At 66.8% G+C, this 19,227-nt stretch carries 12 protein-coding genes and 2 pseudogenes; 10 read left to right on the top strand and 4 right to left on the bottom strand.

Annotated features, from left to right (window positions below):
- Nucleotides 1-55 precede the first annotated feature (55 nt).
- The 8 genes and pseudogenes from ABT057_RS43400 to ABT057_RS43365 all read left to right on the top strand — a co-directional run.
- The gene (locus tag ABT057_RS43400) at nt 56-1,048 is read left to right on the top strand and encodes a zinc-binding dehydrogenase (RefSeq protein WP_352349832.1); all 993 of its coding nucleotides are present in this window, start codon (nt 56-58) and stop codon (nt 1,046-1,048) included.
- Nucleotides 1,049-1,057: 9 nt separating this feature from the next.
- Nucleotides 1,058-1,996 (top strand): 3-carboxyethylcatechol 2,3-dioxygenase, encoded by a 939-nt coding sequence (locus ABT057_RS43395; RefSeq protein ID WP_352349830.1) that lies wholly within the window; start codon nt 1,058-1,060, stop codon nt 1,994-1,996.
- 2 nt (nt 1,997-1,998) lie between these two features.
- Complete coding sequence (locus ABT057_RS43390) at nt 1,999-2,835, top strand: 2-keto-4-pentenoate hydratase (protein WP_352349828.1); 837 nt, start codon at nt 1,999-2,001, stop codon at nt 2,833-2,835.
- Entirely contained in the window at nt 2,832-3,788 is a 957-nt protein-coding gene (locus tag ABT057_RS43385; RefSeq protein ID WP_352349826.1) for an acetaldehyde dehydrogenase (acetylating), read from the top strand. Before ABT057_RS43390 ends, ABT057_RS43385 begins: the two co-directional genes overlap by 4 nt.
- Entirely contained in the window at nt 3,785-4,831 is a 1,047-nt protein-coding gene (gene dmpG, locus ABT057_RS43380) for a 4-hydroxy-2-oxovalerate aldolase (protein WP_352349824.1), read from the top strand. Before ABT057_RS43385 ends, dmpG begins: the two co-directional genes overlap by 4 nt.
- A 242-nt stretch (nt 4,832-5,073) precedes the next feature.
- Nucleotides 5,074-5,349, top strand: a pseudogene (locus ABT057_RS43375) (ISAzo13 family transposase); the annotation flags it as partial.
- Nucleotides 5,350-5,653: 304 nt separating this feature from the next.
- Nucleotides 5,654-6,889 (top strand): DUF4238 domain-containing protein, encoded by a 1,236-nt coding sequence (locus ABT057_RS43370; protein WP_352349822.1) that lies wholly within the window; start codon nt 5,654-5,656, stop codon nt 6,887-6,889.
- Nucleotides 6,890-6,967: 78 nt separating this feature from the next.
- Nucleotides 6,968-7,099, top strand: a pseudogene (locus ABT057_RS43365) (IS110 family transposase); the annotation flags it as partial.
- A gap of 2 nt (nt 7,100-7,101) precedes the next feature.
- Here the strand turns inward: ABT057_RS43365 and ABT057_RS43360 are convergent.
- Entirely contained in the window at nt 7,102-10,698 is a 3,597-nt protein-coding gene (locus tag ABT057_RS43360) for an AAA family ATPase (protein ID WP_352349820.1), read from the bottom strand.
- A 365-nt stretch (nt 10,699-11,063) separates the two neighbouring features.
- On the bottom strand, nt 11,064-11,801 hold the full coding sequence (locus tag ABT057_RS43355) for an SAVMC3_10250 family protein (protein ID WP_351915339.1): 738 nt from the start codon (nt 11,799-11,801) through the stop codon (nt 11,064-11,066).
- Nucleotides 11,802-11,973: 172 nt separating this feature from the next.
- Between ABT057_RS43355 and ABT057_RS43350 the strand changes: the two genes are divergently transcribed.
- Both ABT057_RS43350 and ABT057_RS43345 read left to right on the top strand, forming a co-directional pair.
- Nucleotides 11,974-13,767 (top strand): hypothetical protein, encoded by a 1,794-nt coding sequence (locus tag ABT057_RS43350; protein ID WP_352349818.1) that lies wholly within the window; start codon nt 11,974-11,976, stop codon nt 13,765-13,767.
- A 44-nt stretch (nt 13,768-13,811) separates the two neighbouring features.
- A complete protein-coding gene (locus ABT057_RS43345) occupies nt 13,812-14,981 on the top strand; it encodes a serine/threonine-protein kinase (RefSeq protein ID WP_352349816.1) in 1,170 nt (389 codons plus the stop codon).
- A 254-nt stretch (nt 14,982-15,235) separates the two neighbouring features.
- Here ABT057_RS43345 and ABT057_RS43340 read toward each other — a convergent pair whose 3' ends face one another.
- Nucleotides 15,236-17,227 carry a serine/threonine-protein kinase gene (locus tag ABT057_RS43340; RefSeq protein ID WP_352349886.1) on the bottom strand — a complete coding sequence of 664 codons (1,992 nt, stop codon included), beginning with the start codon at nt 17,225-17,227 and terminating at the stop codon, nt 15,236-15,238.
- Nucleotides 17,228-17,631: 404 nt separating this feature from the next.
- A complete protein-coding gene (locus tag ABT057_RS43335; RefSeq protein WP_352349814.1) occupies nt 17,632-19,149 on the bottom strand; it encodes a hypothetical protein in 1,518 nt (505 codons plus the stop codon).
- Nucleotides 19,150-19,227: the final 78 nt, after the last annotated feature.

Here is a 19,227-nt window from a genome sequence, read left to right as displayed (position 1 = left end):
TGCACCGTGGCACACGGGCTGGGGCGCGAAGCCGGTGCCGGGCGAATGTGGCTCCATGCTTGCTGCAATCGCCGAATCCCAGAGCGCCGCGGACCCGCTGTCCGGCCTGGTGCTCCGCGACGTCCCCGAACCGCACCCGCGGCCCGGCTGGTCGCGGGTCCGGGTCGTGGCCTCCTCGCTGAACATGCACGACCTGTGGACCCTGCGGGGCGTCGGGCACCCTCCGGAGCGCCTGCCGATCATCCTCGGCTGCGACGCGGCCGGATACGACGAGGACGGCAACGCGGTCATCGTCCACCCGGTCCTCGGGGACCCGGACGCGGGCCGGGGCGACGAGACCCTCGACCCGAACCGGGCCCTGCTCTCCGAGCAGCACGACGGGGCCTTCGCCGAGTACCTGACCGTGCCGACCCGCAACCTGGTCCCCAAGCCGGACTGGCTGTCGTTCGACGAGGCCGCCTGCCTGCCCGTCGCCTGGACCACCGCATACCGCATGCTGTTCACCCAGGCCGGGATCACCGCTGGCGACCGCGTGCTGGTGCAGGGCGCGGGCGGCGGGGTCGCCTCCGCCGCGATCCGCCTCGCGGTGGCCGCGGGCGCCGTCGTGTACGCCACCAGCCGCAGCGAGTCCAAGCGCGCCGAGGCCCTCGCCTGGGGCGCCCGTGCCGCCGTGGCCAGCGGTGAGCGGCTGCCCGAACGGGTCGACGTGGTCATCGAGACGGTCGGCGAGGCGACCTGGTCGCACTCGCTGAAGTCGCTGCGACCCGGTGGCACCGTCGTGATCGCCGGAGCCACGAGCGGCACCAACCCGCCCGCCGACCTCGGCCGTGTCTTCTACCTCCAGCAGCGCATCCTCGGCTCCACCGGCTGCACCCGCGCCGAGCTGGTCGCGATGCTCCGGATGATGGAGGCGACCGGTGTCCGCCCGGTGATCGACCGGACGCTGCCGCTCGCGGACATCCACAAGGGCTTCCAGCTCATGATCGACGGCGGGCTGACCGGGAAGCTCGTCGTCCACCCGCCGGCCCCTCAGCAGCAGAAGGACTAGGGAATGTCCATGACCGCAGCAGCCGTCGGGCTGTCCCACTCGCCCCTCATCGGCAAGAACGACCCCGCACCCGAGGTCCTCGCCCGTGTCGACGAGGCGGTCGAGACCGCCAAGGCCTTCATCCGCGACTTCGACCCCGAACTGGTCGTGCTGTACGCGCCCGACCACTACAACGGGTTCTTCTACAAGGAGATGCCTCCGTTCTGCCTGGCCACCGAGGCACACGCGGTGGGCGACTTCGGTTCCCAGGCCGGACCGCTCTCGGTCGACACCGCGGCGGCGAAGTCCCTGGCCCAGGGCGTGCTCGACCGTGGCGTCGACCTCACCATCTCGGCCCGGATGACCGTCGACCACGGCTTCGCACAGCCGCTGGAGGTCCTCTTCGGCGGCATCGACCGGGTGCCGGTCGTCCCCGTCTTCGTCAACGGCGTGGCCACACCGCTCGGCCCGGTCGCCCGGATCAGGGCCCTGGGCACGGCGCTGGGCGAGGCGGCCGCGGAACTGGACAAGCGGGTCCTCTTCCTCGCCTCCGGAGGCCTCTCCCACGACCCACCCGTCCCGGTGCTCGACGGCGCACCGCCCCGCGTGGCCGACGCCCTGATCGAGGGCCTGCCCCCGACCCCCGAGCAGCGGGCCAAGGGCGAGCAGCGCGTGGTCCAGGCCGGCCGTGACTACGTCGCCGGCTCGACCGCGATGGTCCCGATCAACCCCTCCTGGGACAACCGCCTCCTCGACCACCTCGCCCACGGCGAGCTGACGGAGTTCGACTCCTGGACCGTCGAGGGCATGGCCAAGGAGGGCGGCGGCTCCGCCCACGAGGTCCGCACCTGGATCGCCGCGTACGCCTCCCTGGCGGCCACCGGCCCGTACGAGATGACGTCCCGCTTCTACGAGGCGATCCCCGCGTGGATCGCCGGGTTCGCGGTGACCACGGCACGGGGGCGGTGACCATGGGACACGCATCAGATGACGGCCGGGCAATCGGCCTGGCCGCCGCACGGCTCACCGAGGCACAGCAACAGGGACGGCCGGTGGCCCCCGTACGGGACCTGCTCGGCACCCAGGACATCGAGGCCGCCTATGCCGTGCAGCGGGAACTCACCCGCCGCCGACTGGCGGACGGCGCGTTGGTCGTGGGCCGCAAGATCGGCCTGACCGCTCCTGCGGTGCAGGCCCAACTGGGCGTCGACCAGCCCGACTTCGGGGTGCTCTTCGCCGACATGGACGTCTCGGCCCTGGCCGAGGTCCCCTCGTACCGGCTGCTGCAGCCCAAGGCGGAGGCCGAGATCGCCTTCGTGCTCGGACAGGACCTCGCCGACGGCGACCTGGACCTGCCGCAGGTGCGGGCGGCCGTGGACCACGCGGTCGCCGCGCTGGAGATCGTCGACAGCCGCATCGCCGACTGGGACATCACCATCACCGACACGGTCGCCGACAACGCCTCCAGCGGACTGTTCGCCCTCGCCGAACACTGCCTCACCCTCGACGAGTTCGAGCCGCGCGACACCCCCATGCGCCTGTACGCCGACGGGGTTCTGGTCTCCGAGGGCATCGGCGCCGCCTGCCTCGGCGACCCGCTCAACGCGCTCGTCTGGCTGGCCCGTACAGCACGTGCTTACGGCGAGCCGCTCCGTGCCGGCCAGGTCGTGCTGTCCGGCGCGCTCGGGCCGATGGTCCCGGCGCCACCCGGCACGACGATCCGAGCCGAGATCGGACCGCTCGGCGAGGTCACTGCGGCCTTCTCCGAAAAGGCAGCCTTCTCAGACTCAGAAAAGAGCGACGCATGACGAAGACGAAGGTGGCCATCATCGGGTCCGGCAACATCGGCACCGATCTGATGATCAAGATTCTCCGCCTGTCGGACACCCTTGAGGTCGGTGCCATGGTCGGCATCGACCCGGCGTCCGACGGGCTCGCCCGGGCCGCCCGCCTCAAGGTCCCCACCACCCACGAGGGCGTCGACGGCCTGATCGCGATGCCGGACTTCGACGACATTGAAATCGTCTTCGACGCCACGTCGGCCAAGGCGCACCTCGCCAACGCCCACAAACTGGGGCCGTACGGCAAGAAGCTGATCGACCTCACACCCGCTGCCATCGGCCCGTTCGTCGTGCCACCGGTCAACCTCGACCAGCACCTCGACGCGGGCGCCGACAACCTCAACATGGTCACGTGCGGCGGTCAGGCCACCATTCCCATGGTCGCGGCCATCTCGTCGGTGACCCCGGTCCACTACGCGGAGATCGTCGCTTCGATCGCCTCCAAGTCGGCAGGCCCCGGCACCCGCGCCAACATCGACGAGTTCACCGAGACCACCTCCCATGCCATCGAGGCGGTCGGTGGCGCGGCCCGCGGCAAGGCGATCATCGTCCTCAACCCGGCCGAACCGCCGCTGATCATGCGGGACACCGTGTTCTGCCTCATCGGCGACGCCGACCGGGACGCTGTACGCGAGTCGGTCGCGGCCATGGCCGAGCAGGTGGCCGCGTACGTGCCGGGCTACCGGCTCAAGCAGCAGGTGCAGTTCACCCCCGTGGACGACTCGGAACCGGTGCACACCCTGGTCCCGGAGGGCGCAGGGCCGGTGACCACCCGGGTCTCGGTGTTCCTCGAAGTGGAGGGCGCCGCCCACTACTTGCCCGCCTACGCCGGCAACCTCGACATCATGACCTCGGCCGCCCTTCGGGTCGCCGAGTCGATCGCCCGGCGCAACGCCGTACCCGCGGAGGCCACCCGATGACGACGACTCACGTCGACCGCAAGCTGTACATCCAGGACGTCACCCTCCGGGACGGCATGCACGCCATCCGGCACCGTATCGATCCAGCCGACGTGGGCCGGATCGTCGCCGCCCTCGACGCGGCCGGCGTCGACGCCATCGAGGTCGCCCACGGCGACGGCCTCGCGGGCGGCTCCCTCAACTACGGCCCGGGCAGCCACACCGACTGGCAGTGGATCGAGGCAGCAGCCGAGAACACCACCAACTCGGTGCTCACCACCCTCCTCCTCCCCGGCATCGGCACCATCGCCGAACTCGAACGCGCCCACGCCCTCGGCGTCCGCTCGGTACGCGTCGCCACCCACTGCACCGAGGCCGACATCTCCGCCCAACACATCGCCAAGGCGCGCGAGTTGGGCATGGACGTCTCCGGCTTCCTGATGATGAGCCACATGGCCCCGGCCACCGAACTCGCCGCCCAGGCCAAGCTCATGGAGTCCTACGGCGCCCACTGCGTATACGTCACCGACTCCGGCGGCCGCCTGACCATGGACGGCATGCGCGAACGCGTCCGCGCCTACCGGGATGTCCTCGACGAGTCCACCGAGATCGGCGTCCACGCCCACGAGAACCTCTCCCTCTCGGTCGCCAACAGCGTCGTCGCGGTGGAGGAGGGCGTCACGCGCGTCGACGCGTCCCTCGCCGGCCAGGGAGCGGGCGCCGGCAACTGCCCCATCGAGGCCTTCATCGCGGTGGCCAACCTTCAGGACTGGAAGCACGGCTGCGACCTGCTCGCCCTCCAGGACGCCGCCGACGACCTGGTCCGCCCGCTGCGCGACCGCCCGGTACAGGTCGACCGCGAGACCCTGACCCTCGGCTACGCGGGCGTCTACTCCTCCTTCCTCCGGCACGCCGAGACTGCCTCCGCACGCTATGGCGTCGACGCGCGCGCCCTATTGATGGAGGTGGGCCGCCGCGGACTGGTCGGCGGGCAGGAGGACATGATCGTGGATATCGCGCTCGACCTGATGTCGGAGGAGCGGGCACCCGCCGCTGCGAGCTGAGCACTCCTGCAGTGCGGTCATGGGGCGAGTACGACGACGGTCTCCACCACGCGGCCGAGCGGTCGCCGCATGCCCAACCTCGCTCGGGTCTTGTACAGATGACCTTGGCCACGGGCGTCGTCTGCCGGAACACGGCCTCGTGCAGCACGTCAGGGCTCGCAGAGAATCAACGTGTTGCTTCGCTTGATCCGGCTCGTTGGTCTGCTACGGGTGTTTCCGATGAGGTTCGTGGTCAACTCGCAGTGAAGTTCGGGGTGTTGTTCCTGCATCTGGGTGGGCGGCAACGGCGGCTGATGATGGGGGCCGAGGCCCGGATCCTGGGTCACGGCGCTATCTGGGCGGTCGCGCGGGCGGCCCAGGTCAGCGAGACGACACTCCGCAAGGGTGTGGACGAGTCGGAGGCCGGCGAGGAGCCTCTGAGGCGGGTACGCAGGCCCGGTGGTGGTCGGAAGAAGGTCGTGGACCTTGATCCGGGTCTGCGGCCCGCGCTGCCGGCACTGGTGGAACCTGACGAACGTGAGCTGTACTGAGATTTGTGGACAGTCCGTCGACTCCACCCAACTCGGGACAGTCCGCGGACTCTACGAAACTCGGGGCAGCTCATGGCCCAGCCAACCGTTACACCAGCCTCGCCCTCCTGCGTCACCGCGCCGGGGACGCGGTGGAGGTCCGCACCGCCGGCTCAAATCCGGGATCGGAGGTCTCCCCGATCGCGCGCAGCTGCTCGCCGAGCGGGGGCTGAGCGCCGACAACGAAAACCCGTCGCCTCAGAGGTCGTCGCCGCGGTCGACGTCGTGGTTTGACCCTCGGCTGCGGTGACGCGTGCGCTCTACTGCCAGCGTGGCGCTTTGTGGACTGGGACCTGCCCAACATGTCCGGGCTGGACATGGAGAGCGCGCGGTCGGTGTGCACGGCTCTGGCTGGACGCGCGGACGCCCTCGCCCAAGAGCTGCTCGGTGCCCAGGTCACGGACACCAAGGGCCAAAATCGCTGACGGATGCCGAGCGGTGTGCTGTTCACTGGCCGCAGAGCATCGAATTGCAGGGAGGGACAGCGGTGGGCAAAGCGTCCGCAGGGAAGAAGGCAGCCAAGACGGGCGGAACGCGGGACCACACCGTTCCCCAGATGTACTTGCGGCACTTCGCCGAACACCGAGCACGTCGGCAGTACGAACTGCGCGTACGGCGCCTCGACGACCCCGACAAGGCATTCCCGGCGATGACGACCGCGATCGGCGCCGAACGCGGCTTCTACTGGGGGACGACCATCGACGGCGTGCCCCATCACGCGTGCGAGGAGCTGTTCACCGCTCTGGAGGGCAATGCCGAGGCCGTCCTCAAGGTGATCCTCGACGACAAGGACTGGGCCCTGACACCGAACTGGCCGCTCACGCCCGAGCAACGCGGCGCTCTTTCCTGGTGGATGGCCGCGCAGATCCTTCGCACGACGCGCCAGCGCAAGCGCCTCGCCCATACTCAGCCGCCGTCCGCGGAGGAGGCGGATGTCCCTGACAACATCGCCTGGATCACCACGAACAACCCCCACCTTCGCTACATCGTCGAGAACATCGCCATCCTGGCGCTCGTGCTGTACAACCGCCCCTGGGGGCTGGGCTTCAGCGACATGTGTCTGCTTACCAGCGACGTCCCCGTGGTCGTATGGAACCGTCCCGACGCGGACGATCAGGTTCTCGCCGTGGCCCAGAGCGACATCATGCTGCCCCTGGACCCGCACCGGCTCCTGTTCCTTCCCAGCCCGGCCGAGCAGTTGACCGACCCGCGCAAGCACACGGACCACCTCCTGCACATCGAGGGTGCCGTCGGCATGGCCCTGGTTGAAGTCGCCTATGACGTGGCGGACCAGTTCGTCATCCACCATCCCCGCCACGACCCGTGGCTGCACTGGAAGCCGAACAGCCCTCGCCAGCCGAGGCCTTGGGCCGGAGAAGAGCACTCGGCCCCGCAGTACGCGCTTCAGTACCCGGTGTTCCCGCCGGACCGGAACATCGAGCGACGCTGGACGATTGAGCATCCGCCGCCCCGCGCAGCGGCTTCGTGACCGGACTCGGTCCCGTCAGGGGCGTGCGTCCGTGGTCCCAGCGCGGACACGTCCAACAGCTCCTGACCATGCCCGAGGGCGCCGATCGGTGCCCTGCTGATCGAGGTCGAGAGGGACATGGGCTGCGCGGTGGCCTGCCTGTCGGGTCTGACGATGTGGAGGATCGCTGATCTCTATCCCGGCGAGGCCAAGACCGATGCCCGGGACGCCTGTCAGGACTTCCATGGCACCAGGCCTGCGGCGAGCAGATGGCGGGCTGTCGTGAGGTTGAGACGGCTATAGAACGCTTGGCGGCTGGCGAACGCTTCGTTCTGCTGAGCCGGATTGTTGAGGTCGAAGCCGAAACCGTACAGCACCAGGACTCGCCGGTGTCTGTCTGCGGCGTCAAGCCACTTCTGTTGTGGCCGGATGCGTGCGCGGGCACGTAGGATTCCGGCCGAGTCCTTGAGGGTGAGTTGGCCTCGGCGGCGGCGCAGTTGCCAGCCGGCCGGGGTGGGAACGGTGAAGGCTTCGGGGACCACCAGTCGGAAGCCAGAGCTGCAGATTCGATGGACCTGCAGTTCCAGGCTGAGGCTGTTGGCCGTGCCGATGGCCAGCATGTGTGTGGGCTCCATGATGGCCAGAGCAAGGCTCCTGTGCTTGCCGACTGCGCCAGCGGTTGGAAGAGCATCGTGGCCGAGGACGTCAAAGGGCGACTCGGAGCTCAGAGCCAGCCGGATGGAAACATCGGATCGTTCCAGGGCGCGGGCCAGATTGGGATGGCGTTGCCATCCCGGCGGCAGCGCCTGCAGCAGTTCCTCGCCATGCAGTTGGAGGTTTTCGTGCACAGTTGTGCTTGCGATGTGACGCAGTCGGCCAATGAGACGGTGGAGAAGATCCTCCCAGGGCATTTCCTCGTTTGTCTCTTTGTCGAGTGGGTGGGCTCCGAGCTCATGCATTAGTGTTTCGAAGGTTGAAGTGTCGTTGCGGCTCGCTGCTGCCACGGCTTTGAGCAGCGTGTACCGGGTGCGTTCGACGAGCGGCACTTGCTTGCTGAGGGCATCCACGTCGATCTCGCTGACTATGCGGTTCAGCAGGGCTGCCGCGGCTTCGTCTCCCGCCACAACCCAGGCGAGCGCGCAGGTCAGACCTACGTTGTGCACGAGCATCTGTTCCGCGAAGCGATGCAAGGAGCGAGGCCGGGTGCGGGCAAGGAAGCTTTCGAACTCCGTCTCGGCCTCTTGCCAGCGCCTCTGAGCACTCAGGGCTTCGATCAGGATCCGCTGCACTTCCGCGGAATTGCCGGTCCAGTCGTCCCCGTACGATGCCAGCGCCTCCCGCGCGGCGCGTTCTGCTGCCTCGGTTTCCCCTGCCTCGATGAGGCGCCCGACAGTCCGTGCCTGTGCCATCTCCGCGACGGTGGAAGGCGTGGGGAGCGTGCCGCTCAGAGTGGTGAAGGCGCGGTACAGATGTACTAGACGCTCGTTGCTCGCATGCCGCCGAAGTAGCTCCTCCAGAATCGCTGCAGCTTCGGCTGTGAGGACGGCAGCGGCGTTCCGCGCAGATTCTTCCTGGCGGATGTGTTCGATGTATGCGAGCACAGGGGTAAGCAGCCGAAGCGCCTCGTCGGCTTCTCCGGGCAGCTCCGCGATTTGGTGAGCGTGGGCCAACTGAATCCGTGTCTGCGCCTGAAGGACCTCATTCGGCTCCTCGATCTCATCGAGCCAGGCCAGCTCAAGCGCCAGCAGCTCTATGGCTTCGCGGACCTCTCCCTGGAGCTTCTTGAATCCTGCAAGGTTCCCGAGCAGTACGGCCGTGTGGTTGTCCTTCACATCCCTGCGGCGGGCGTGCGCCGCGAGGGCAGCCGCGTGCTGAGCCAATTCCCAGCTTCGGTCGGCATGTGAAATCTCCATGGAGATGTACAGCCACCGGTCGGTGTGAAAGGCGCATCGGGAGAGTGCTTCTTTGCTGCCAGGCGCCTTTTCATAGTACTGGCGGAGAATTTCTTGGAGAACGGCATTCATCGAGACCGTGTCGTCGATGCCGACAGGTGACTTGGTGGACAGCGGCGCTAGAGGCTCTGTGTAGCGGACGAACGAGACCTTTACCAGGGCGCGGAAGATCTCTCGGAGTGGCACGTTGCTTTCGTCGACGGCCGTAGACAACGGAGTCGTCGGGACGTCCTCCGGGGAGAAGAAGGCGCTGACGGCGGCCAGATGGATGGGGATGCGCTGCGGGGCGAAGTTCGTCAGGTAGCCGAGGACTTCTCGTACTTGCCGGGACAGCTGTTGGTCGCCCGCCAGAAGACGGATCAGTCGGGCCAGGCTCAAGTCCACTGCGGCGACCAGGGTGCGCGGGTAGCCGTGCGGTATGGAGAAGCGGTCGTCTAGTGCCCGTGACAGCAGTGCATGGCGGTATTGGTCGATCCTGTTGACGGGGATGGCGCAGCTCTTGAGGTAGCCGCAGGCCAGTTCGATCGCAAGCGGCCACCCATCGAGGGCCTCTGCCAGTGTGGCCAGACCTTGCCGGTGGCGTTCCGCGTCACTGTCCGTCAAAGCAAGTCGACGTGTCATCAGTTCACAGGCCTGGTCGGTGCTCATCCTGTCAACCGATACTCGGTGCCTTGCCCACGTCCATCCGGCGTTGTCGATGGACGTGATCAGTACGTCCCCGCGGCCGAGTCGGGGGATCCAGGGAGACACGATGTCGGCGAAGGCATCGTCGAGCACGATCAGCCAACGCCCGGGTAAGGAGCTGAGTAGCTCGTGCACCTGCTCTCGGAGGTGGTCCGCGCTGCGTGCAGACTGAGCGTCGAGCTGCCCGTGCAGGTGACCGCAAAGGCGTCGGAACGATGCCGTCAGGGATTCGGTCGTGGAGGCGTCGGCCCAGAAGATGAGGTCGTACGTGTCCGCGTGCTCGGCGACGTACGCCGCCGCTGTGCTGGACTTGCCGATGCCCGACAAGCCGGTGACCACGCAGCTCCGAACATCGCCCGGTGCGCTATCTGCTGGAGTCAATGCGTCTGCGACCTTTGCGAGGAGCGCTGGACGGACGATGTCAGGTACGGGTGTCACAGGTCCATAGACCGCGGCCCAGTCCTTACGGCCCAGCGCGCGGATCAAGACGTCGTCTTCCACCAGGACCGCATTTGTGAAGTCTGAGATACTCCAGAATGCCTCCTGCGAGGTGGCCGCACGGCGCAGGACTTCGGCCGTGAGGTATCCCAGAATCAAGCCGGCCGACCTCTCGCCCAGGCCAGCTCGATGCTGCGTACGCCGCTGCCGCAGCTGATCGTGGAGATCACGGCGCAGGACGGCCTCCTCCCGGCTGTCGAAGACGATCCGGCTCCGGCCCAGGCGCTCAACCTCTTCGGCAGACAGTGCCTGTAAGCGTGCTATAGCTCGGGGAGCGTGGCCGAGTAACTGGGCCACGGAGACACGGAGTTCTTCCGGCTTCTGACTCCGGCCGGCAAGGGTTGCAGCGAGCAGGCGGCATTTGGCGTCCGGCACCGCGGTCGTAATCAGCTCGTAGGCTTTAGCGTCTGATTTGGTGACCATCGCGGCCAGCACTGCAAAGGCCTCGGGCGCACTGCTCCGTCGGCCAGGAGCCGCGCTCTTCACTTGCGCGGCGACCAGGCATTCGCCCTGCCGGTCGACCAAGTCAAAGTCGACGACGTCAACAGCAGGTGCCGTGTTCTCGGGGGCCGGGCCCTCGATTCTGCATCCATCGACGTCGGGACGGCCCCAGGCTGCCAACAGAGCTTCCAACGTACGCAGGTATTGATACTGGAAGCCGCGCGCGGCCACTCGGCCACCATCTAAGTTGCTCACCAGCCATGCCCCCTTCAGCGCGGTGAACGCTCTCCGAGCGTAGTCAGCATGTCTGACAATCGGGGCGGCAGCATTCCAGCTGTTGCCTCAGGGGCAAGGCTGCATTGCAGTCCGCCACCGGGCAGGGGCTGGCCTTGCTGCGGATCTGGCGTACGACCTCGATGTGGTGGCCCCAGCCGTGAACGTGGTTCTCGCCGGTGTGTCCGCCGACCGCGTCGATGGCGCGGGCGAGGTGAGCGCGCATGCCCCACTTCGCCACCCGCCGTGCGGCGATTGGCCGAAGCCCTTCAGGGCCCTCAGCGCTAGGGGTTCCGGGGTGTGGGCCCGTACGACACGCGGCGGTTGTTCTCCGGGGAGGTGGCAATCTAATCAGTCATGGCTGCCGCGTACTCCACGATGAGTGGGCTCGCCACTACGCACCGAGCATTGTCCTGGGTGTTCGGAAGGACCCCGGTGACACGCGCGTAACCGGTCATCAAAGCGGATGTGTTGATGATGACCTCCTCGTCATCCAGGGCACGCAACAGCTCCTGCACCCCCCGACCGTGCAGATTGTCAGCCGGCTGCGATGCGTCCTGATCCGCCAGCCCAGGGTTGCGGTGTCTGGTGAGTGCCTTGACGACCTGACCGGCCCTGGTGACGAATGCATCTCCCAAGCTAGAGGCGGAGTTCCCCACCTCCAACACGGGACCGTCCACCGGCATTGGGGTCCAGCTCCGCAAATGCCGCGCCGAGCCGTGCATCAGCAAGCGACAGCTCTTGGTAGAGGCGAGATCTGGGCCTCCTTCGTGTACGGGATCCAGGAACAGCACGAGATCCTCATGAGCACCACTGAGCGTCACGCAGCGAAGCGGCAGCTCAAATTGAATCCACTGCCCCGGGCGCAACTCCTTCTTCGCGTACCAATCGGCTACAAGCTCCACATGGTTGTACACCTGACGCAGGTGCCGCAGCTGGCCGTGCTGTCCATCCGGGGCTGGCGCGTCCATGTCGACACCTCCGAACGGCGTGGTGACGCGAAGTGCACCAGCTCGCGGGAGGCGCCGAGGCTCGGGCAAGAACTGCCGCAGTTTGCCCTCCGACAAATAGACGATCTCGCGCAAGAGCTTCCCCCGTCAGTGTGCTGGCCGCGTGACACCTCATCCTGCCATCCCGCACTGACAACGGACGAAGGTGCGCAACCCCCCCGCAATCATGGCCAGTTGGCTGTCACGGATGCGTGCTGGCTCGATACTGAGGATGCGCACACTACGCAACGAAGACCTCGGGGGACTCATGGAAGACCGGTTCGAAGCGGACGCGGCGCTCGATCGACTCCGGGAGCGGGTGGAGGGCATAGGGGAAGGGCAAGCACGGCACGCGGGACAGCTGGATGGGTTCGAGGAGAGTCTCCATGGCGTGCGAGCACATGTTGTCCGGCTCAGCAGCGAGCTCACTGAAGTGCGCCAGGAGGTTGAGGGACTGGAGAACGCGGTCACCGACACACGCCAGACCCTCGACAGCTTTATCGAACAGTACGGCCGCGACCGAGAGGTGGCCAAAGCCCAGGCTGAACTGTCCCGTCTGACAACCGAGTGGCACGCGGAATTCGCACAACGCAAACAAATGCGCGCCCTGGCCCGCGGACTCGTTCACACCCTCACCGCACACGCCATCAACAAAGGGGTGGTCAACACAGCCACGGTGAGGGCTTGCACAGAGGAACGGATGCTACTCGAACCGACGTACTGGCTGGCGCCGGCCGCCATGGCGGTCGCAGCCAAGTACCGCGACGAGGCAGAGAGGGGTGAAAGTGCCCGCGCACACGCACTCATGCTGGACGCGGCCAAAACTAACCTGTTCTTCTCACTTACCTATTCCCGCCTCGGAGACGAGGATCAAGCGGCTGGCTGGATGGACCTCTACCTCCAGTCACTCGATCCGGACGGACTTAGCCAGGACTTCTTCGTTGTTCTGGACGCCATCGCGAGTAAGGAACTGGGAGACGCGGCTCTCGGATACACCCAGTTGGCCATGGCGCGATGGAACCAGAACAGCCGTCAAGCCTCAGCCGCCCCCTACGCAGCAGCTGACCCAATTGATGGCGACCGGTGGAAAGCACGGCTGCAGAGTCTGCGCCGACGAATACCCAAAGGTCAGTACAAGGAACTGCGCCAAGTGTGCGGAGAGCAGTGGGAAGCGCTCAAGGATGGCTGGGAACTCGCCACCGTGCCCGACGGAACCCTGGCTTATCTCAGGCGGCTGTTCCCGGATGGGCCGGACGGAGTCGACTGGCCCGTCAGCGCTGGCCACTACGCGGAGAATGCCCTTGAGCGACTAATCAACCAACTCGAGCCCGATGAGGCCGAAATGCGGGAGAAGATGCGGCGACTTGAGCGCATCATCGAGCACGGAGGAGACCTCAAAGCAGCCGCCGAAGCGTACGAGCTGTCCCTCGGCCCGGACGCGGAGCCAGTGACCTTCATGTCGCTCCTCGACCAAGCCGTTTTCGAACCGGCGGCAGCACGGCTCAGTCCGCCCGCCCGTCGTATGGCTCTTCGTGCCATCTGGCCAAGCCTTGAGATAGCCGCCGACCAAGTCGTGGCTGACTCCCGACAGCACCTTCCACATCGCATCACCTTGCGCATAGCTAACTGGACATGCGCTGTTCCGACGCACCCGCAGCCGATGGTCGCGGCGGGCCCGCTCGTCGATGACCTCGCTGCGCGCATCGAGCAGCAGACCCAAGAGCAGGCGGACGCTGTGGTGCGCAGATGGCCGCGCGTCTGCGGCACTCTGACGATCGGGGCCCTTGCCGGAGGGCTCGGCGTGCCGTTCACCGAGGGCGCTTGGCGGGGTATTTTCCTCCTGGTCAACCTCGTGATGATCGGATGGGCGGCATGGGAAATCTATGGGGTTCCGGTACGCAAAAAGCATGTGCGCGAGCAAGGAGACCAACTCCGCCATGAGGCTGTCACCACGCTCGCCAAGGCCCTAGAGCAGCGCGACAGATTCTTTGAGGAATGGCATGCGTCTATGGCGAGACTTACAGACCTCAACGGATGGGGCGGCAATAAGAAGCGGGACTGACTACGGCTGCAGCCGTATTGGTGAGCGAACGGAAGGAGTAGCTGGTGCACGGCTCCCAATTGATCGGTGACCGATACAGGAAGATGACTGGTCCAGCCAGTGGCGCCATGGCGGATGTGTGGACGGTCGAGGACACTAAGCTCGGGCGCACTGTGGCCCTCAAGTTCCTCGCCCGGCGCCGCCTCACGCAACAGGGAGCCCTCACGGAATTCGTCGCGTCAACAGTGAGAATGTTTGAACGCGAAGGCCTGGCTATGGCGCGGATCAACCATCCCCACGTCGCACACATCTACGATACTGGCGAACATGAAGGCGAGCTCTACATAGTCATGGAGTATGTAGAGGGCAGACCGCTCGCTGAGCTCCTCAAGACCGGGACGATTCGCACACTTGAGCCAACCGTGCGATGGACCCGCCAAATCTGCGAAGGCCTCGAGGCTGCACACAAGGCTAAGGTGCTCCACCGTGACATCAAGCCCGACAACATCATGATCACGCAGGACGGTGACGTGAAGATCGTGGACTTCGGTCTGGCGTTTCTCGCCGACGTCACCCAAACTCACACGAGCGCGGGCACTCCGTTGTACAAGGCGCCGGAGCGATGGAACGGTGAGCCGGGAAGCCAACGGAGTGACTTGTACTCCGTGGGCTGTGTCCTCTATGAAATGTTGACGGGGCGCCCACCGTTCGGCAGCCCTGCGGACGACGTCATGACCATAGGCAGGATGCACCAGGACGACAGGCCGGCACCCCCGAGCGCTCACCGCCCGGGCGTTCCTCCTCAGCTTGACGCCGTTGTGCAGGCGCTGCTGGCCAAGGACCCGGCGCGTCGCCCGAAGAGCGCTCAAGCAGTCGCCGATGCGGTGCGAGACATCCAGCATGTCCTGGACTCGATGGACTTGGGGGAAAGCGCCGGGGAAGAGGACTTGCCCGAATTGCTCGGCGGCAGTGCTGGATTTTCTGAAGCCATCCGGGCGCTTGACCGCCGCATCTCCGATTTGGATCGCCGGTTCGGGCCGAGTGACCAGGCGGTGATCGACGCACGAGATAAGCATGCGGAACTCACCGGCCAATCAGGCGACGTGCGAGGGGCTGCAGCTCTCTACAACCGACTTGGCCTTGACTGCCAAGCCTTCTTCGGACCCTACGATGTGAGAGCGCTGAATGCTTTTGAGGGCGTCGCGCGATGGATTGCGAGAGCGGGCAATAGGTGAGGGAGCCCAGCTTGCGGCTGCATGGTCGGCCCGTGCCTGGATCCTTCTCACAACGGCTGCGGCAGGGGTGACGGACCGTGCCGCCTGTGCCCAAGGTCTCCTGCAGGAGTTGATTACCTCTGCTGCTCACGACGTCTCAGCCTGGGGCGATCTCAGATTGGGCGGGTATCTCTGGATGTCGAAGACAGCACGGCACGATTGAGCTGTCCCCGGTCGATGACCGCAGGAGTGAGGTGTAGTGCGGGCTGGAGGCGTCAGGGGCTGTTTTCGGTGGGTAGGCAGTTGCCGGAGGTGAAGAGCTGGGGCCATGAGCTGTTTCCCTGGTAGGCGGCGATGGCCCAGTGGGTGTAATCCCAGTGCTTGTTGGAGTTGTACTCGGCCAGCAGCCTGGGGCAGGCGGTCTTGGTGACGACGTCCTGGAAGTGAGTTTGCTGTGCGCGGCCGGCCAGGGCGCCCGACCCGTCCTGGGCCCAGACATACATCACCTTTTGGACGGGGTCGAAGCCGAGGGTGATGGCGTCGTCGCGGTCGAAGGGCTCCAGGCCGTATCCCTCGGCAACGCGTGTGTTCCAGGCAGCTGTGATCGCTTTGACCGTGCCGCCGGCGATGCGGATCTCGTCCTTGTCGCTGCTGGGTATCTGGGCGGTGACGATGCCTTCGTCTGTACCCTGGCGCCGTCCGGCTTCCTCGGCGTAGCAGCCGTCGGTGGCCTCGCCGAAGCCGAGGATGGTGGCCTCGTCCTGGCCGTCGTAGTCCTTCCAGTAGGCGGAGAACCGGCCGTACGGCCAGCTGGTTGGTGCGTCCTTGAGTTGGTGGGCCAGGGTGATGCAGGCGGCCATCTCGCCGGCCCGGCGGAAGACCTCTTTGTAATCGTCGGTCAGGGTGGAGATGGGACCGCCGGTCACCATTACGGTCTGCGCCTGACGGTTGAACGTCACCGTGGGCGTCATGAAGGACATGTCCTTGGTGGCAAGTATGGCCGTCATCCGATCACGGATCGCCGCTGCGGCGTTGACTTCCGCCGTGCCGGCAGCGTTCCGGCTGGCGCTCCACTCGCCGGGGACGGGCTGGGTTTCGTCGTCCGCGCGGGTGAAAGCGGGATTGGCCACGCCGGCCAGCGGGTCGGTGGGGACGGGAATCGTGCGCGGGTCGGATGCCGCCTGGCCGGTTACGTCGGTGCCGGGCACGGTTGAGGGCGTCGAGCTGGCTGTGGTGCCGGGATCGCGATCTTTCGTGGCCGCCGCCGAGGGGGCGTTCTCGGAAGCGCTGGTCTCAGGACTCTCGTCGTGTCGGAAGGCCATGACTCCGCCCACGCTGGCGCCGACGACGGCTGCCGTGACCAGGACCGCTGCTAGGGCTCGGTGCCGGGAGGATTTCTCAGGGGCGGCGGGCAGGGGCCATGGGAACTCCTCCGGGGTGGGCACGGACCACTGTGCTGTGACCAACTCCCCGATCAGCGTGGAGGCGCTGCCTGCTTCGGCCGCAGTGTGGTTGTCGAGTATCTGGGTGGACTGGGCGGCCAGCAGCCGTGCGCAGGCCACGGCTGCCTCGGCGGCGTCCGGACGCTTGGCGGGATCCTTGGCAAGGGCCCGTTCCACGATCTCCTTTAGCGCCTCGGGGATCCCGTCCAGGTCCGGTTCGCCCGAGGTGACGCGGTAGGCCACCGCTTCGGGAGCGCCGCTGCCGAAGGGAAGGCGGCCGGTCGCCGCATAGGCGACGAGCGCGCCCCAGGCGAACAGGTCGCCCTCCGCTGCGGTGACGCCGCTGTGGTAATGCTCGGGGCTGATCCAGCCGGGGGTGCCGGTCAGGATGCCGGTCCGGGTGACGCTGGTGCCGTCGGCGGCGTGCGCGATGCCGAAGTCCAGCATGCGGGGCCCGGCCGGGGTCAGCAGCACGTTCTGCGGTTTGACGTCCCGGTGTACGACACCTGCGGCATGGATCGCGGCGAGGGCCTGCGCAGTGCCGGTGGCGAAGGCGTACAGGGTGCCGCCGGTCAGTGGGCCGTGAGCGATCAGGTGCTGGGCGAGGGTGGGGCCTGGGGCGTAGGTGGTTGCCAGCCAGGGGGCTTCGGCATCGGGGTCCGCTGCGAGGAGCGGCAGCAGAAACGGGCCCTGGACGCGGGCGGATAGCCGAACCTCTCGGCGGAAGCGGGCCCGGAATTCAGGGTCGTCGGCCTGAACGGGATGGATCACCTTCACCGCTACGCGTTCCCCGCTGTCGGTGAGCGCGGCGTACACGGTTCCCATTCCGCCCGCACCGAGCCGGCCGACCACGCGGTAAGGGCCGACACGAGAAGGGTCACCGGGGCGAGCGGGCTGGAACCGCCCGCCGGAACCAGCTGCGCGCACAGGTTGTCCGATCGATCAGCGTGGGGAGGCGTGTGAGGCTGGATGCTATCTCGCCTGCATCACTGCCAGTTGAAGTTCGTCCGACGCTACGAGCAGATACCACCGGAGACGAACGGGCCGCGTGCACTGGCCACAGCCGCCGTGTGGACGGTCTCCTGCACTACTGGCAGGCACGACGTGAGCGTCTCCACGCCCATCACCCAATCCTGCAGCAGTCCTGATCGTCCCCCGGCCAACGTGCATCAGACCCAGACAACGTGCTCATTGCGATGGTGTACGGCGGCACCTTCTGCCGACCGGGCTCACACGTTGTTGTCCTGTTGCGCCCGGGCGTACTCGAGGGCGGCCCGCGGGAGTTCGGTGCCGTACCTGTGGGATTGGTTGAGTAGCTTGGTCAGGCTGCGGGGGGCTTGGCTCCAGCGGTCGGCCAGACTCACTTCCGCGCCGGGGTCGTCCAAGAGCTGAGAGATGACCAAGGCGGTTTCCGTGGGCTGGTCTCCTCCGCCCGGCCCCCACCACAGGTGGTCCCCGGGGGTGCACGGCCCGGGGTAGATCCGGCCGTCCGCGGTCTGTATCCACACGGTGTCTTCCAGGATCACGGATCTGAGCTGGGCGTCCCGGTCCGGCAGCCGCAACGGGGCAAGGAAGACCCATGCGCCTTGGCGGGAGGACCCCTTGCGGACAACGGGGATGCCCGTTGCGGGGTCGGTGTAGAAGGTCACGTCCTGAGCGTCATCGGCGAGGACCGCGTGCAGTGCGGTGGGGGCGCACGGCGCCAGTTGCTGCGCCCATCGGCGAGTAGCGGGTCCGCGGGCGCTCACCTCGGTGTGCGGGCCAAACGGCAGGAGGCTCGGGTCGCAGTACATTCCGATCTCCAGGGGTTCATAGGCTTCGAAGAGCTGACTGGAGGCGATGGTGCGCCAGCCCGCGGCAAGCACGTCACGGTCACTGGTGCGGGGCAGCGGGTAGCCCTCGGTGCGGTGTCGGGCGGCGATGAAGAGCGGGTCGCCGTGCGGGTGCGCACCGTGCTCACCGAAGATGCGTATCTCGCTGTTGAGACTGCTGATGCGCTGATTGCGCAGCGAGTTGGCCAGATCCGTGAGTGCTGTCTGGGCAGCGTCGTCAGGCCACCAGAAGGAGGCCGCCTTGCGCAAGGTGGACTCCCGCTCGTCGGGCAGGACCTCGGCGATGGTCACGGTTACACCCGGCGTCCACTGGCTGATCACGTCGGAGCGCCGCAGCTCACTGGGCCACCAGGGCAGTGGGTGTCCGACGAGTCTGGTGACCAGGCCCCACTGGGCTTCGTATTCCAGGGGCGGCTGCGCTGTGTCGGCCGCGATCAGAGCCGGTCCGGAGAATCCGATGTCACAGTACAGAGCGCACACGGTGATCACGCCCTGGGAGCCAGCGTCCTCGGCCAGTTCTTCGGCCATGGCGGATGCTGCGCCTCTGCGGGTGGTGTGGAGGATACGCACGACACCGAGATCCGTTTCCCAGTCCGTGGCCGGCCCCTGCGAGGTGGGCTGGAATCCGATCCATGTGCCGGGGGCTACGGCCCGTGTTTCCAGGGCCGGGTCAAGCAGTTTCGCGCCCCGCTCGCGAAACCGGCTGGAGCTGGCGGCCCAGACATAGACCGAGCCGCCATCCCACCTCCAGTGGGCCTCCTTGCCGAGCGCGCGGTCGAGCTGTCCGAGGTGTTCCCGGGACCCGCGAGGAAAGTCTTCGCCTCCCTCCAGCAGGTGCTCCAGTTCACCCTTGGCCAGCTGAAGGAGTCTCTCCACATCGTGTCTGCGAAGGAATGCGGTGCGCCGCCCGGCCAAGATGCCCTCTCCTTGGTGCAGTTGCCTTACAGATAGAGCCGTGGAGACGGCATGCCGACCGCGTAGGGCGGCCTCCTC

The sequence above is a fragment of the Streptomyces sp. NPDC002588 genome (assembly GCF_040295925.1).
GTDB lineage: Bacteria > Actinomycetota > Actinomycetes > Streptomycetales > Streptomycetaceae > Streptomyces.
Note: the sequence above shows the minus strand (reverse complement) of the source record. Positions and strands in the feature narration are given on the sequence as shown.